At 59.6% G+C, this 14,536-nt stretch carries 11 protein-coding genes, 3 tRNA genes and 2 pseudogenes; 12 read left to right on the forward strand and 4 right to left on the reverse strand.

What is annotated here, in order from left to right:
• Positions 1-53: 53 nt before the first annotated feature.
• The 3 genes from BBOH_RS08380 to BBOH_RS07640 all read right to left on the reverse strand — a co-directional run bounded on the left by BBOH_RS08380 (position 54) and on the right by BBOH_RS07640 (position 2,654).
• Positions 54-1,196, reverse strand: coding sequence for an SAF domain-containing protein (locus BBOH_RS08380; protein WP_052118142.1), 1,143 nt, complete (start codon positions 1,194-1,196; stop codon positions 54-56).
• A 244-nt stretch (positions 1,197-1,440) separates the two neighbouring features.
• Complete coding sequence (locus BBOH_RS07635) at positions 1,441-1,647, reverse strand: FmdB family zinc ribbon protein (RefSeq protein WP_033520911.1); 207 nt, start codon at positions 1,645-1,647, stop codon at positions 1,441-1,443.
• A gap of 95 nt (positions 1,648-1,742) precedes the next feature.
• On the reverse strand, positions 1,743-2,654 hold the full coding sequence (locus BBOH_RS07640) for a 5-formyltetrahydrofolate cyclo-ligase (RefSeq protein WP_052118141.1): 912 nt from the start codon (positions 2,652-2,654) through the stop codon (positions 1,743-1,745).
• Positions 2,655-2,918: 264 nt separating this feature from the next.
• On the opposite strand from BBOH_RS07640, the pseudogene BBOH_RS07645 reads away from it, so the two are divergent.
• The 12 genes and pseudogenes from BBOH_RS07645 to BBOH_RS07700 all read left to right on the forward strand — a co-directional run bounded on the left by BBOH_RS07645 (position 2,919) and on the right by BBOH_RS07700 (position 12,693).
• Positions 2,919-3,568: pseudogene (locus BBOH_RS07645) on the forward strand (GNAT family N-acetyltransferase).
• Between the two features lie 243 nt (positions 3,569-3,811).
• A complete protein-coding gene (locus tag BBOH_RS07650) occupies positions 3,812-5,248 on the forward strand; it encodes a hypothetical protein (RefSeq protein WP_143242380.1) in 1,437 nt (478 codons plus the stop codon).
• A 240-nt stretch (positions 5,249-5,488) separates the two neighbouring features.
• Positions 5,489-5,782 (forward strand): co-chaperone GroES, encoded by a 294-nt coding sequence (groES, locus tag BBOH_RS07655; protein ID WP_033520909.1) that lies wholly within the window; start codon positions 5,489-5,491, stop codon positions 5,780-5,782.
• A 364-nt stretch (positions 5,783-6,146) separates the two neighbouring features.
• A complete protein-coding gene (locus tag BBOH_RS07660) occupies positions 6,147-7,232 on the forward strand; it encodes a histidinol-phosphate transaminase (protein WP_033520908.1) in 1,086 nt (361 codons plus the stop codon).
• 221 nt (positions 7,233-7,453) lie between these two features.
• Positions 7,454-7,535, forward strand: a tRNA-Tyr gene (locus tag BBOH_RS07665).
• A 1-nt stretch (position 7,536) separates the two neighbouring features.
• A tRNA-Thr gene (locus BBOH_RS07670) sits at positions 7,537-7,608 on the forward strand.
• Between the two features lie 4 nt (positions 7,609-7,612).
• A tRNA-Met gene (locus BBOH_RS07675) sits at positions 7,613-7,686 on the forward strand.
• Positions 7,687-7,736: 50 nt separating this feature from the next.
• A complete protein-coding gene (gene rpmG, locus BBOH_RS07680; protein WP_033520907.1) occupies positions 7,737-7,907 on the forward strand; it encodes a 50S ribosomal protein L33 in 171 nt (56 codons plus the stop codon).
• A 198-nt stretch (positions 7,908-8,105) separates the two neighbouring features.
• On the forward strand, positions 8,106-9,401 hold the full coding sequence (locus BBOH_RS07685) for an FAD-binding protein (protein ID WP_044098332.1): 1,296 nt from the start codon (positions 8,106-8,108) through the stop codon (positions 9,399-9,401).
• A 249-nt stretch (positions 9,402-9,650) separates the two neighbouring features.
• The gene (gene fdxA, locus BBOH_RS07690) at positions 9,651-9,974 is read left to right on the forward strand and encodes a ferredoxin (RefSeq protein ID WP_033520905.1); all 324 of its coding nucleotides are present in this window, start codon (positions 9,651-9,653) and stop codon (positions 9,972-9,974) included.
• Positions 9,975-10,349: 375 nt separating this feature from the next.
• Positions 10,350-11,492 carry a succinyldiaminopimelate transaminase gene (gene dapC, locus BBOH_RS07695; RefSeq protein ID WP_033520904.1) on the forward strand — a complete coding sequence of 381 codons (1,143 nt, stop codon included), beginning with the start codon at positions 10,350-10,352 and terminating at the stop codon, positions 11,490-11,492.
• A 178-nt stretch (positions 11,493-11,670) separates the two neighbouring features.
• The gene (locus BBOH_RS07700) at positions 11,671-12,693 is read left to right on the forward strand and encodes a CPBP family intramembrane glutamic endopeptidase (RefSeq protein ID WP_161786396.1); all 1,023 of its coding nucleotides are present in this window, start codon (positions 11,671-11,673) and stop codon (positions 12,691-12,693) included.
• 562 nt (positions 12,694-13,255) lie between these two features.
• On the opposite strand, the pseudogene dinB reads toward BBOH_RS07700, so the two are convergent.
• Positions 13,256-14,428, reverse strand: a pseudogene (gene dinB, locus BBOH_RS07705) (DNA polymerase IV); the annotation flags it as partial.
• Between the last annotated feature and the right edge of the window lie 108 nt (positions 14,429-14,536).

Below are 14,536 nucleotides of genomic sequence, written 5' to 3' on the forward strand. Positions count from 1 at the left end.
GAGCGGGTGAAGCTGTGTCAAGCTTAGGGTGCACGGGGATCGATCAACTTGTGTCACCTTCCTTTCATCGTTGCCATGATGCCGATACGTTCCTGAACCGCCATCACCTTCGCGGCTTCGCCTGGCGACATGGCGAATTGCACTGTTTCCTTGTCTTCGCCTCCTCCCATGCCCCCGGTGTCATTGCTTTTGTGGGCTACGGTAATAACCGTTGCCGTTTGGGCAAGGGTACAGAGCTCGTTACGTTCTGGTCCTTGCGTCGCTGATGACTCCGAAGGGGCTGGCGAATTCGTTGACGCCAATAAGGGCTGTGGCGTCTCTATTTTTCGGTTTTTGTCTTTTTCCTCCGCTTCCTTCGGATTTTGAACACCCTGCATGGTCGGCGTTACGTGTCTTATCTGTGCTCTTGATGCTGTGCGTGTTATTTGCGATGGTCGTATTCGTTGTATTGATGACACCGTTAACGCTGTCCGCACTGGCGAACCTGATGGCGTGGACGATTTTGATTGTTCTGTTTGCGCAGACGGCAACCTGCGTATTCTCTGTGCCGAAACCGTTGACTCGGCATCGGTGAACATCGCCGTGATGTCCGCATGTGAGGCCTCGGCCATGCCGCGCATGTCGGATTCGGCGGCCCCGGCAGCATTGTCGTCTGGTGTTCTCCGCTCCGGTGCATACCCGCTTTCGGCTGAGCGTTGCACGTTTTCGCAACTTGTGACCGCCACCAGCGTGACCGATTGTCCAGGGATGAGTTCGTCGGCCACGCTTGCGATGCGTACGCTGACCACGGCCTGGCCCGGTTCCGGGACCGGCGAAGCACGAGCCATCGGTTTGATGAGCATGTCGCCGGCCTTTATGTCGATTTGCGCGATCTTCCCGATCGCCTGATTCGCGTCGGTGAAACCTGAGGCGAACGCTTTGTGATCGGGAATCTGGAGTACGTTAAGATCTCCGCTCTCGATCAAAGTGCCACGCGCGATGTCGTGTGTGGCGATTACTGCCGTCTTGGTCCGCATCAGCCCCACCGCCGTTTCAAGGCCGAAAAACACCGTCAGTCCCACGCATATTGCCATCGTAACGGTTCGTAAAGTCTGGGCTTGTCTGCGTTGGTTGAGCGTCATGGCTTTGTGCGGCCGCGTATTTGAGTCCGACGCATTGTCGTTGTGCCGATTCAGGTGTTGCAAAAAATTCATCATGCCGTCATCATGGCCCTGCCTTGGGAGTATGGCAATGCGGAACGGTTGCTGTGACCCAAATCGACGGGCTGTGTATAAATTCGGCGTGTCGCAGTGAATAGCCGTCGAAATTATCCACAATGCGCGTGGGACGATTTCAGGGTTGCCAAACAAGCGTGGAAATCCGTCGGAATACGAAAAAACCGACTGTTACCAGCCGGTTTAACTACGTATCTGATCAAGCAATTCGTTTCAAAGAAAACGCTCACTTTGAAGAGTCGGAGGATTTCGACGAACCACCATCGGTGCGGTAGAAGCCGGAACCCTTGAACTCAATCGGCACGGCTGAAAATACCTTACGTACCTGCTCCAGTCCGCATTTCGGGCATGTGGTGATCGGGTCGTCGGTGAACGACTGCTGTTCGGTGAAATCGTATCCGCAGCTTTTGCAACGGTAATGATAGGTAGGCAAGGTTCCTCCACAAAGTCAATGGCATCAGAAGCGGCGCATTCGACACCGCGTAGGTCAACTGTTCACATTCTAGTCCCGGCCTTGACGCGTTTTCATCACCGGCAAAGCAGGGTGCGGGTTGGGGTCAGTGCCACGTCCACCGGCACGTCGTGGGCTTGGTGGGGTATGGCAACGCTTTGGGTCGGCTGGGTTGAATTGCGGTTACGGCAAGGACGGTTGCCGCCCGCGGCTGCGCGTTCGTCGAAGCAGCCGGTCTTGGCCTCGGATCGTTGGTCGCAATGGCTGCTTGGCGACTTTGCGGCGTCGCTTGGATCGGTTCCGTCATTGACTGCAAGTTCCCAGTCCCAGCAGATGCCGATGGTGATGGCATCGCGATTTCGTAGCGTGAGAGCCCGATCATACCAGCCGCCGCCACGTCCCAGCCGATACCCGTTAACATCGATGGCGAAGGCCGGCACGAAGATAACACGCGCCGCGCCGATCGCCTCGGCCGTAAGCGTTGCTCCCTCCGGTTCCGCTGGCCGCAGCCCGCCGCGTTGGGTTCGAGGCATGTCTCGCAGGGCTGCGCGCCCGTGGTATTCACCCCACCCGATGTCGCGCCCGCGCCCCAGTCGTGGAACCAGTACTCTCAATCCCCGTCCTACGAGCATGTCGAGCAGTGCGTCCGTCGGGGCCTCGCCGCCCATTGACACGTATGCCGCCACGGTGTCACCTGGTTCGAGTGCCGGTCCGCGCCATGCGGACACAATCCTAAGGGCTCCGCCACCAAGGCTATTCGCCCGTGGTTGTGCGGTTTCCTGTTTGGCTTCCGCGTTGCTCCCGTTCGCGGCGGATTCGGGTGCCGGGTTGGGGGTCGTCTGCCATGTGGCGCGATCGTCGAGCAGATCCGCCGCACGTTGTGCCAGTCGGATACCGGCGGTTTCGCGTGCGTCCTGATCGACCGTTCTGCGCCGTGCAATGGCCTCGTGGCGCATGGTCCGTTTGATTTCGTCGATATCCGTACCCATGCCTCCATCGTAGGGTTTCCGGTGCATCGTCGCTTATCAGGCGCGTGATTGCGAAAGGCTGCCTACGTATGAACGCTTTAAACGGGTAGCATGCACCGATAAAGACCGTGTTGAACCACGTTGGGTCCCGGCGCGTCGGCATGGGATCCATTAAGGGCCGAGAGCCGCAATCGCTGATTTTCCGAGGTCGGTTCCGAAGCGGCCGAGGGTGGTTATGCCGCTTCCGGTTGGTTCGAGGCCGACCTTTCGCGTACCATGGATGGTATGGCTGTTTTCCGTTCGTTGCGTGGGGCGATTAGGTCTCCGGGGTCGCAGGCCTTGCTGATGCCGCGTGCCTTGGTCGCCCCGCAGGGTGCCATTGCGATTCGTCTGCGCCCGATGAGAGCCGACGATGCGATCGAATGGAGTCGTCTGCGTGAACGCAACCGCTCCTGGCTTCAACCTTGGGATTCGGGCGATCCGATGCACGGCCCGGGGTTCAGTTTCAATGAGTGGATCGAGCGTCAGCATCGTGCGCAACGGGCGGGTACGGCGGCCCAGTTCTTTATCGAATACCGGATGTCGATAGTCGGTCAGGTTTCCGTTGGCGCCATCAGCTATGGGGCGATGCGTTGCGGGTCGGTGGGATATTGGGTGGACGAAGGTCATGCGGGCCTCGGCATTGCCCCGATGGCGGTCGCCTTGCTTGCCGATTGGGCGATGCTGGACGCTGCCGGCTCCAGACTGCATCGCCTTGAAATCGCGATGCTTCCAGAAAACAGGTGCTCGAAACGGGTCGCGGAAAACTCGGGGCGCGTCATGAAGGTGTGCGTCGTGGCTACATGTACATCAATGGCGCTTGGCGCGATCATGAAATGTACGGTCTACTGGCTGAAGATGCGCCTGAAGGCTTTGTCAAACGTCTGCTTGATTGAATTTCGGCCTTCGGCTGCGGGCATTGAAAATCCGGTTGAGGTGCAGTAAAAAGCCTCTGCCGGATCCATGCACAATTGGGTGTTATCGTGCGTCGTGACACGCCACGCGTCGGAGGCTTCAAAAGTCATGAACTCTCTCTATTCTTAGGACATATGAACTACGAGTCTGTCAGTGGTGTTGTAGTACTCGTGATCTTTGTCATGTTGGTTGTTGTATGGCTGCCGAATCGGACGGTGGACAGTATGAGAAAGGCTCAGAAGCATCAAGAGGACAAGTACTCGTCTTCGTTGCATCTGGTGGATGCGCACAGCGGGACTCGTTTCTCGGATGATTCTGGACCTTCGGAGGAAGGGACGGCCATGCGGTCGAATGAAACGGGGCATGCTCCAAATCGCCCGGTCGTCGGACGCAAGGAGTTGAAAGTTCACGAGGAGAAGCGCGTCGCTCATGTACGTGAACTTCGACGGGCTGCCGCGCGTCGTCGTGCCATCATCGCGACCGGTCTGCTTATCGTCTCGATTGCAGTGCTTGCCATTGCGTTTCCGTTGCATTTCAGCCCTTTGTTTGCCTTGATACCTGCCGCTCTGCTCGCCGTGGTGCTGGTTGCTGGTGCACGTGCCTCGAAGCACGCGCGTGAATGGGAACGTAATCTCAAAGCTCGCAATGCTGCAAAAAGCCAGCAGGTTAAGCCTGCCTCACGGACTCATCGGGTGGATCGACGCCCCGGTCACGTCGTAGCGGATGCCGACGCGAACAGGCAAGTTGATCGTGCGCGTGGCGGACATGGAAAGACCGTTGTTTCGACTGCGGACGACCAGCCTACGGGTGTGCTGGAAACCTCTGAGATTCGTTCCATCGTCGAGCAATCCAAACGTAAAGATGCTGGTGACAGGGCTCGCACAGCCCAAGAGATTGAGGCTCCCAAGGCAAATGCGGCAGATGAATCCGAAGCTAGGATTTCGGGTTCGGCCAATCGTGTCCGGACCAAAGCCGGTGCCGTTTCGGAGATTCGGGTCGAAGCCGAGGATGCAGCTGGGTCTTCCAAGCCGGCGTCAGCCGGAAACGCCTCTTCTGACAAGCCCCGTCCTGGTGAAGAAAGCAAGACTGCTGTCAGTAAGACGGATAAGCCAAACGCTTCTCGCTCCGTGGTCACCATGACCGCGGCCGCCAAAGCCGCGTTGCATGCGGAAAGCTCGCAGATTGACGCAGTTCCGGACGCCACCAACGAGCTTCAGCGCGTACACCCGGCTGGTGCGTTGAACGTCGTTGACATGGCACCGACCAATCAGGATTTGATTTCCTTCTCTCTGGGGGCCCCCCGTAACCCACAGACCGCCACTCAGGAGCCGCAGAGCCTTGAGATCAAGTCCACTCGGCAGGTCGCCAAGGCCGTGCCGTCAAGGGTCGAAGAGGCGGCTGCCGATGCAAACGCAACCAAGGCTTCGGCGACGGACAAGGGAAAGAATCCGGTCGGCAAATCCTTGTCTGAGGATAAAAGCGGTGCGAGGGTGGACGAGTCCTCCCGTGCACGGGGTGGTCGTGCCGCTGAAAGTGGCGAACCGGCAAACGCCTGCACTTTCCACGATGCCGAACTTGCGGCTAAGGTTGAAGCTCCCGCCGTCTCCTCGGATTCTCTGGGCACTGGTCTCGAATCCATCCTTGCGCGCCGTGGTGCCTGATTCTACGGCAGGGTGACTAGCCGTAGATAAGATGTGTTTCTTGTTTCTTCTCGCGAGCGTAAATACGCTGATTGTCGGTATTTTCACTCTCAGCGTTAGCACTCAGGTTGGCAGAGTGCTAATTTTCGCGCTATGATGGAGCCGTAAGCGCAAAGGGACGTGCCTAAAGTGTCGTCAGCCCTTGAAAGCGGTGTCCTCGCGCCCGAAGTATTGATGATACTCACAGAAGGAGGTTCCACAGTGTCGATTGCACTTACACCGTTGGAAGACAAGATCATTGTGAAGCAGGCTGAAGCTGAGACCCAAACGGCTTCCGGGCTCATTATCCCGGATACCGCCAAGGAGAAGCCGCAGCAGGGTGAAGTTCTCGCCATCGGCCCCGGTCGTCGCGACGACAACGGCAATCGCGTCCCGATGGATGTCAAGGTCGGCGACAAGGTGCTGTACTCCAAGTACGGCGGCACCGAGATTCACTACAAGGGTGAGGATTACCTGATTGTCGGCGCGCGTGACGTGCTGGCCATCCTGAACTGATCTTCGTTCGTAAGCTTTGTAGCGCCCTGCACCGATGGTGTGGGGCGCTTTTCTATGCGTATCGGACGAACGATTCCGGTGAATAGGTATTTACCCGCCCGATTCTCCCGCGACATGCCCAAGCGGATGGTGACGGCTCCGCGGACGAGCAGTTTTATCCTCTGATCCGCCCTGATCGCCATTGCCCGGGCGTCTTCGCTATATGAATGGGGAATTGATTTTCAAAACGGCGACGTTTCGCGCTTTTATCAGCGCCGGTTTCGAAATCGGCGCAAAAGTGCCGACGGAACAACAATCCGGGCAGAATGAATCGCGTAGCGGCCTGATGCCGTTTTTGCCTGTGGCGTAGCTTACAATGTGCGGTATGACTTGCAGACATCGTGCGATTATCGACACCATCCCCTCCTATAAGCAAGGCAAGACCGCCCCTGTTGCGCCGGGACTTACTTCCTACAAGATTTCAAGCAATGAAAACCCGTATCCGCCATTGCCCAGCGTACAGAAGGCCATTGCCGACAACGCCTTGGGGTCGATCAACCGGTACCCGGACATGCGAGGGTGGGCCGTTGTGGAACGCCTCGCCCAAGAGTATGGCGTTAAGCCGGAAAACGTGATTCTCGGATGCGGCTCGACCGAGGTCATCACTCAGCTGGTGAGCTTCGTTTCCGGTCCCGGCGATGAGGTCGTCTACCCGTGGCGCAGCTTTGAGGCATATCCCATCATTGTTGCGGGCGCCGGGGCTACCAGCGTGCAGGTCGCCAACCGTTCGGATGGCGGTCACGACATCGACGGTGTGATTGCGGCGTTGAACGACAGAACACGTCTGGTGATTGTCAACAACCCCAACAACCCGACCTCCGCTTCGTTGCGGGACGACGAGGCCAGACGGTTGATGCGCGCGGTTCCCGATGACGTGACCGTGCTGTTCGATGAGGCCTACTTCCAATTCAACGACGACCCTGACGCCAGCGTCGCTATGAGACTGTTCGACGAATACCCGAACATCGTGGTGGCCCACACCTTCTCGAAGGCCTACGGCCTGGCGGGTTTGCGTATAGGCTACGCCATCGCGCAGCCGGAGGTCATCGAAGGCATGATCAAGGTGGCTTTGCCTTTCGGCGTGACCCATGCGGCGCAGACGGCCGCGTTGGCCTCGCTTGACGCCAAGGACGAGCTTATGGGACGTGTTGGCGCCATCAAGGCCGAGCGTGAGCGTGTGGTTGCGGCGCTCACTGAGCAGGGTTGGAATCTGGGCAAACCGTACGCCAATTTCTTCTGGCTGCCGCTCGGTGAACGCACGGACGGGGCCGCGGACCGCTTTGCGTCTCAAGGCCTTTCCGTACGGGCGTTCGGTGGTGATGGCATACGTGTTTCGATAGGGGAGCCTGAGGCGAATGACCGAGTGATTGAGGTGTGCGCGGAGCTTATGCATGACGGCTTCGCCAAGTGACGTTGGTACTGTAAAGGCTTGAATGTAGGGGGCGGATCTAATGACGGTTCTGCCGTCGGTGCGACCCGCCGATTTTTATTTGCCTAATCATTGATAATTAGCCTTTTTAAGCACTTCGCTGAACGCGCAAGGCGTGTCGTGACTTGCGCAGGTCCGTGGTTCATGGCATTATAGTCAAGTTGCTTAGCGGAGGTTCACTTAGTGAGCCTGCGTTATGTAATGGCGGATTTCCCAAGCGGTCAAAGGGAGCTGACTGTAAATCAGCCGCTTATAGCTTCAGTGGTTCGAATCCACTATCCGCCACGCCTCGATAGCTCAGTGGTAGAGCACTTCCTTGGTAAGGAAGAGGTCGTGAGTCCGATTCTCACCCGAGGCTCTCTGGCGGGATAGCTCAGCTGGCTAGAGCGTACGACTCATAATCGTAAGGTCAAGAGTTCGAGTCTCTTTCCCGCTACAAATTACCGGCACCAGCCGGTAAAGTAACGCAAACGCAGAAGGTGAACTATGGCAAGCAAAAGCGCCGCGGTCCGTCCGGGCATCACGCTGGCATGCACGGAGTGCAAGGAGCGTAACTACATCACGACCAAGAATCGTCGTAACACCCCGGATCGTCTTGAGCTCAAGAAGTTCTGCCCCCGTTGCGGCAAGCAGACCGTGCATCGTGAGACTCGTTGATATTCAATTCTTTGAAGGAAGCCTGACTTCGGTCGGGCTTTTTTCGTATCTGTCGGATTTTCCGATTCGGAAATGAACTTTGAGCGAAAGGCAGCCATGAACGATTTGAATGCTGGGCGTGGTCGTATCGGATCATCGGACCGCCTTGCCGAACCATTGCGTCTGGCGGATCTGACGACGGTCGGCGTGGGTGGGGCCATGAAGCGTTTTGTCGAACCGCGCACCAGGCAGGAGTTCATCGACGCGGTGCGTGACGCCGATGATGCGGGTCTGCCGCTGTTGGTCATCGGTGGCGGGTCGAATTTGCTGGTTGCCGACGAGCCCTTCGACGGAGTGGTGGTGCGCGACGCGCGGCGTGAGGTCCATAGGCTCGGTGAAGGTGCCGATGCCGCCGATGGCGCGAATACCCAGACGGCGCAGGAAGTGTTGCTCCGTGCGGATGCAGGGGTGAACTGGGACGATTTCGTAACTTCCTGCGTCAACGGTGGATTTTCCGGAATAGAAGGGCTTTCGGGCGTTCCCGGCACGGTTGGCGCGTCGGTGGTGCAGAACATCGGTGCCTACGGGCAGGAGGTGGCGCAGTGCGTGCACAGTGTCGAGGCTTGGGATCGACAGACATCGCGGATGGTGACGTTGACGCATGACGATATGCATTTCGGATACCGCACCTCCGCCCTCAAGTCCAGCATGTATGAGGCTGCCGGGGTACCGGCGAAGCGTTTCTTCCCGACTCCTCGATACGTTGTTGTTTCGGTCACTTTCGTCCTGTGTCGCAGTGTCAATGGGGTTGTGGCGATGGGGCAACTGGCCAAGGCGCTGGGCGTCGAAGTGGGATGCACGATGCCGCTTGACGCCATCCGCGAGGCGGTTCTGCAGGTAAGGGCCGGTAAAGGCATGCTCGAAGATCCGTTGCGGTACGGCACTCCCGCGATGCGGGGTGTCAGGCGGCCACAGAACGTGGCCGAGGCCATGAAGCAACGTGCGGTGCAGGCCTCGCGAAGCGTTGCGCTCAATCAGGGAGCCGGGACTCGTATCAATGAGCGGACCGAGGCGGCTCATGTCGCTCGGGCTCGGGCCGATGGCGGTAACGCGAACCGTGCCGAAATGGATCAGCCTGACATGAACCGTCATAGTTGCGGCAGCTTCTTCATGAACCCCGTGCTTTCAACGACCACGGCGGCAGCTCTTCCGGCCGACGCGCCACGGTTCGACGTCACGTTGCCGGACGGTACGGCGGGCGTCAAGACCTCGGCCGCGTGGCTCATCGACCATGCCGGTTTCCATAAAGGCTTTGCCGTCCGCCCCGGCGCCGCCGCCGGATTGTCTACGCTGCATACCCTCGCATTGACCAATCGCGGCGGGGCGAAGGCGAGCGATATCGCGGAACTCGCACGCACGATCGCGGACGGTGTCGCTGCGGCTTTCGGCGTCAGACTGGTGCCGGAACCGGTGGTTGTCGGTATGGACCTGATGACGCCGGACCGCGCCCAATAGGAGGATCCAACCGGAATGCGCGCGGCGCCGGTGCCGGAATCGCGCGGCAGGCACCTTCCGTCTCTTGGACACGGTCTGTACGGTTTAGATGGTCTGCATGGTCCGCATGGTCTGTACGGTCTGTATGCGCGACAATGGACGTGTCGGCGTGAAGGCCTTCCGTTCGTAGTGTTTCGTCGCCTGAACGCCCGGTTCCGTCGTTGCGTTCACGTAACCTGAATGCGGATATATGGTTGTAAGGAGGCCGTGATGGCGTACGTGATTGCTCAACCCTGCGTGGATGTCAAGGACAAGGCATGCGTGGATGAGTGCCCCGTCGATTGCATTTACGAGGGCGACCGCACGCTCTACATCAATCCGAACGAGTGCGTGGACTGCGGCGCATGCGAGCCCGTGTGCCCCACCGAGGCGATTTTCTACGAAGACGATGTTCCTGATGAGTGGGCATGGTACAAGGATGCCGCGGTCACGTATTTCAATGATCTTGGCGATTTGGGCGGAGCCCAGGCCGCTGGGCCTTCCGGTAAGGACGAGGAGCGAATCGCCGCTCTGCCGCCGCAGAATCAGGACTAGCCATCGTCGCTGGCCGATTATTTCCTTAAGGGTCTCGGCAGAAGATTGATCGGTTCAAACCCGCACCGCTCCGGTATAGGCGGTGCGGGTTTACTTCAGGGATCATCGGGGTGATGCGGCCCTGCCGGCCGTTTTGGAGCCGTTGCATTTGAAACTGTGGGTGTCAAACCGTTTTATGGCAGTGCCGACATTATGGTTCTCCGTCGGAACGCGACGTCTCATCGCGGCTCCGGCCGTGAAACCATGCACTGTGATTTCATTATCATAATGAGGCCGTCCGGTCTGCTTCGAGCCCGGTTGCGGGTAGTGTATAGGGTTATTGGCAGAAAAAGGCCGGCGAGGTCCGGCGCGAGTCAATCAAACGAAGGCGGTACCATGGGCTTCCACACATTCGCGAACACCTACGATTGGGGACGCGTCGCGCCGTATAGAAAAACCGCGCAGGCCGCGCCTGGCGGAATGATCGACCTCTCCGTCGGTTCTCCGGTGGATGCCACGCCCGCGACGGTGCGGCGGGCGCTCGCCGACTCCGCGGACGCTCCGGATGCCCACGGCTACCCGAAGGCTGAGGGGTCGGCGCGGTTGCGTCGGGCCATTGTCGACTGGTTCCGCAATGTGCGCGGCGTCGACTGTGAACGCATGGGGGCCGATTTCGTGCCCACGGTCGGTTCGAAGGAAGCCGTCGCGCTCATGGCCTCGCTGCTGCATCTGGAACCGGGCGACGTGGTGGTGCAGCCGCGGATCTCCTATCCGACCTACGAAATCGGCACGCAACTGGCCGGTGCCGCAGTGTGCAAGGTCGCGAACGTGGCCGACGTCGATTCATGGCGGAGCATTCCGGGCGTCAAGGCGATTTGGGTCAATTCGCCAAGCAATCCGACTGGGCAGGTGCTGTCCGCCGGGCAGTTGCGCGGGATCGTCGAGGCCGCCCGGTCGATAGGCGCCGTGGTGCTTTCCGATGAATGCTATGCCCTGTTGACGTGGTCTGAAGACGCCGAAGGCGGCGATGGTGCTGTGCCGGCCAGCTGCATACTTGAGCCGGCGGTCTGTGGGGGTACCGCCCGAGGCGTTCTGGCGCTCTACTCGCTGAGCAAGCAATCGAATATGGCCGGGTATCGCACCGCATTCATCGCTGGCGATCCGGAGCTTATCGGGCCGATGAAGCTCTACCGTAAGCAGATCGGACAGATTATTCCGGGCCCGGTGCAGGCCGCGATGGCCGTCGCGTTGGAAGACGGGCGGTCGGTTGGGATTCAGCGTGGGCTTTACCGTCGCCGCTTCGAAACGTTGGTGAACGGTTTGCGCGCGGCCGGTTATGACGCCCGCGTGCCGCAGGGTGCCCTGTATGTGTGGGTGCGTGCGAAGTCCGGCGACTGCTGGCAGGACATGGCCGAGCTTGCCCGCATCGGCATCGTGTCCAGTCCGGGCGAGTTCTACGGGGACCCCACTCGCCTGCGGTTCTCGGTCACCGCCGATGATGCCACGCTTGCAGAAGCGGCCCGACGTCTGGAGGCCTAGTCGCCCGCAGACAACGGTTGGTGGTTTCCGGGCGATGCTTCACGAGCGTGCAATAGGCGTCATCGATTGTCTTGAACTTTCGGCCTGAACCTTCGGCACCTGATCCGATCGGACAGTGATGGAAGCTCCGTCGGCCGCGCATCGCGTTTATCGCGTGTGCCTGTTTTATAATGCTCATATGGAGCAATCAACACGTACGCGTTTCTCCGATGACCTGCTGACCGAAGACCACCCGCTACGGCGTTTGGTGCGGGCCGATGGCGGGCGCGAGCCGGCAAGGCTGAACATCGTCTTGCGTGGCTTGGTCTTTTTCGGGACGTTTTTCGGTGTGCTTGTCGTGTTGGGAATCATCGGGGGCATCGTTTATGGGATGGCTGCAATTGATGCCGGCTCGACGGCTCCCGGCATGGGTTTCGATGTCGATGATCCGCAGGTAATGCTTGGAGCCATGCTTTTGGAGACCGTCGCCGCCGTTACGGGGTACGTCGTGGTCGTTTTCTGCATGGAGCGGCGGCGCCACCCCCTGGAGTTTCGTTTCTCACGTTGCGGCGGCCTGCTCGTCGGTTTTGTCATCGGGTTTGGCGCCATTGCGTCGAGTCTGGGCGTGCTGGCATTGACCGGCGGTTATCGAATTGCCGGTTTCAATGTGCATTACAACCCGTTGGTGGATTTGGTGGCGTTGGGCATGTGCGCCGGGGTGTCCGAGGAGATCATGATGCGCGGCATGCTGTTGCGCCTGATTGAGGAATGGCTCGGCTCCTGGGGCGGGGTGGCGGTTTCCGCGCTGGTGTTCGGACTGCTTCATGTGAGCAATCCCGACGGCACGTTGTGGGGTGGGCTCGCCATCGCGATTGAGGACGGCATTCTCGCCGCGGCGCTTTACGTCATCACGCGTTCGTTGTGGGTTGTGATAGGCGAACATATGATGTGGAATTTTGCCGAAGGACCGATTTTCGGTTCGATCGTGTCCGGTACGGGCAAGCAGGACTCATGGCTGGTGGCGCAGTGGCGTGGACCGGATTGGCTCACCGGTGGCTCGTTCGGCCTTGAGGCGAGTGTCGTGCCGGTGATTCTGATGGGAGTCGCGGGGGTCGCCCTGCTGGTCTACGCGCAGCGCAAGGGCATGATGGTCAAGCCGTCCTGGCTGCGGCGCCGCGCCATCGCCTCCCGCGCTGATGACTCTCCCTCGGTGGATGAGTGACCCTATGCGTCGGTGTGAGCATGTCCGCTTCGGGATGTGCTTGTGTCGAGGGTCGAGGGTGAAGGCGCTCAATCGTGCGCAGCGTCGTGAGGTGGCATGGTTATCGGCGAGGGTCCAGGTGGGAGTTGCCGGCGACCTGGCGCGCCTTCCATTGGTCGTGTTCGATGCCCAGTCCGGCCGCGTGCTTGCCGAACTTGCCGTGCACCGCGTCGAGGGCGGATTCGGCCTTGCGCAAGGCGTCCTGCGGTGACCTTGCTGCATCCGGTTGCGAAACGTCTGGTGCGGAATCGCGTTTTTGCCGTTGAGGCTGGCGCTCGCTTTGGCCGATCGGTGTCGAAAAGACGGACTTCCTCTGGCTGTCGCTGATTCGCTTGCTCGGGTGGTTGCCGGATTGACTGCCGGTGTTAGTGCCAGCGCCGGTGTCGGCGTGGTCGTCATGTCGAGTGCCGGCTCCGGTGCTGTCGGTGTGGTTGCCGGACTGTTGGCGGGCGTCGCTGCGATTGCCAGGATGACCGTCGGGCTGGCCCCGCCGGCTGTTGCCCGATTTGTGTTTATCGACTCCGTCGCCGCCTGTGAACATGTCGTCAAACGACAGTTGCACCGGTGTTGCCGCGCGATCGCTTAAGGAACTGGCGCTGACTCCGGCCAGCCTGATTTCGCGCGGCAAGGGCGTGCTGTCAGAAGCGTTTGCCGGTATTTTGAGCATCGACCTGAGCAGTGAAACAGATTCGGGGTACATTACCGTCGTCGTGTCCATGGGCTGTTCAAGCGTATGTGATTTGGTCGAGTAGCTCAGATCCGCGAACCGTAGTTTCACCGTCACCGTGCGTGCCACGAGGCTTTTGGCCCGAAGCGTGCTGCTCACCTCGTTGCAGCAGTGGTGCAGTAGCTCGCGAACCTGCGTCATGTCGCGTGTGTCCTGTTCGAACGTCACCTCGGCGCCAATCGACTTTTCGGGCGCATGCGGCTCTACTGGCCGTGGATCAAGCCCGCGAGAGGCAAGAAACAGATGGTGAGCCGTAATGTGCGAGCGGGTGGCCTGAAACAGCGCCGTTTCGTCCATCTGCGCCAGATCGGCCACGGTCTTGATGCCCCACGCGTCGAGTCGCTTGCCCAGTGACGGTCCGATGCCCGGAATCGCCCGTAAGGGCATCATCTGCACGAATTGCGCCTGCCGGGCTTCGGGAATCATCAACATGCCATCCGGTTTGGCGTTGGTGGAGGCCAGTTTCGCCACCAGCTTGTTGGAGGCCACGCCCACCGAGCAGGTGATGCCGTAGCGCCGCGCGACCTGTTGTCGCACCCAAGCGCCGATCGCCCGTGGTGATTTCCATAGCAGTAGCGCGCCGGACACGTCCATATAGCCCTCGTCCACGGAGACCTGTTCGATCTGGTCCGTGACCTGTTGGAACACTTCGGTGAAAATGCGCTTGGACATGGTTCGGTAATAGGTCATGTCCACCGGCACAAAGGCGCCTCCGGGGCACAGCTGCTTCGCACGTGCCATCGGCATCGCGGAGTTGACCCCGTATTTTCGAGCCTCGTAGTTGGCGGCCGAGACAACGCTGCGTGATCCGAGCCATCCGATGATGACCGGCCGTCCCCGAAGTTCGGGGTGCCGCGCGGTTTCGAGCGAGGCGTAGAAAGCGTCCATGTCGATATGAAGCACGGTGCAGTTGGTTTCGTCATCTCCCCAGTCGCGTTTCGCGGCTTCAAGTCTCGGCGCTGTGCTCATATCTCGATTGTACTTGCTCGGCGCCACTTAACGTCGTGGGTTAGGTGTGTGGGTTGAGGACGCGGTTTAGACTGGAATCAGGCAAGTTGGTGGCGGCATGGCTTCGAT

Origin of the sequence: Bifidobacterium bohemicum DSM 22767 (genome assembly GCF_000741525.1) — a bacterium.
Taxonomy (GTDB): domain Bacteria; phylum Actinomycetota; class Actinomycetes; order Actinomycetales; family Bifidobacteriaceae; genus Bifidobacterium; species Bifidobacterium bohemicum.

What these genes read in the sequence shown, in the direction of transcription:
- dapC (WP_033520904.1), top strand. Translation starts at nt 10,350, where the DNA reads ATGGGCTTCCACACATTCGCGAACACCTACGATTGGGGACGCGTCGCG.
- BBOH_RS07640 (WP_052118141.1), bottom strand. Translation starts at nt 2,654, where the DNA reads ATGGGTACGGATATCGACGAAATCAAACGGACCATGCGCCACGAGGCC.
- BBOH_RS07660 (WP_033520908.1), top strand. Translation starts at nt 6,147, where the DNA reads ATGACTTGCAGACATCGTGCGATTATCGACACCATCCCCTCCTATAAG.
- BBOH_RS08380 (WP_052118142.1), bottom strand. Translation starts at nt 1,196, where the DNA reads ATGATGAATTTTTTGCAACACCTGAATCGGCACAACGACAATGCGTCG.
- BBOH_RS07650 (WP_143242380.1), top strand. Translation starts at nt 3,812, where the DNA reads ATGAGAAAGGCTCAGAAGCATCAAGAGGACAAGTACTCGTCTTCGTTG.
- rpmG (WP_033520907.1), top strand. Translation starts at nt 7,737, where the DNA reads ATGGCAAGCAAAAGCGCCGCGGTCCGTCCGGGCATCACGCTGGCATGC.
- BBOH_RS07700 (WP_161786396.1), top strand. Translation starts at nt 11,671, where the DNA reads ATGGAGCAATCAACACGTACGCGTTTCTCCGATGACCTGCTGACCGAA.
- BBOH_RS07685 (WP_044098332.1), top strand. Translation starts at nt 8,106, where the DNA reads ATGAAGCGTTTTGTCGAACCGCGCACCAGGCAGGAGTTCATCGACGCG.
- fdxA (WP_033520905.1), top strand. Translation starts at nt 9,651, where the DNA reads ATGGCGTACGTGATTGCTCAACCCTGCGTGGATGTCAAGGACAAGGCA.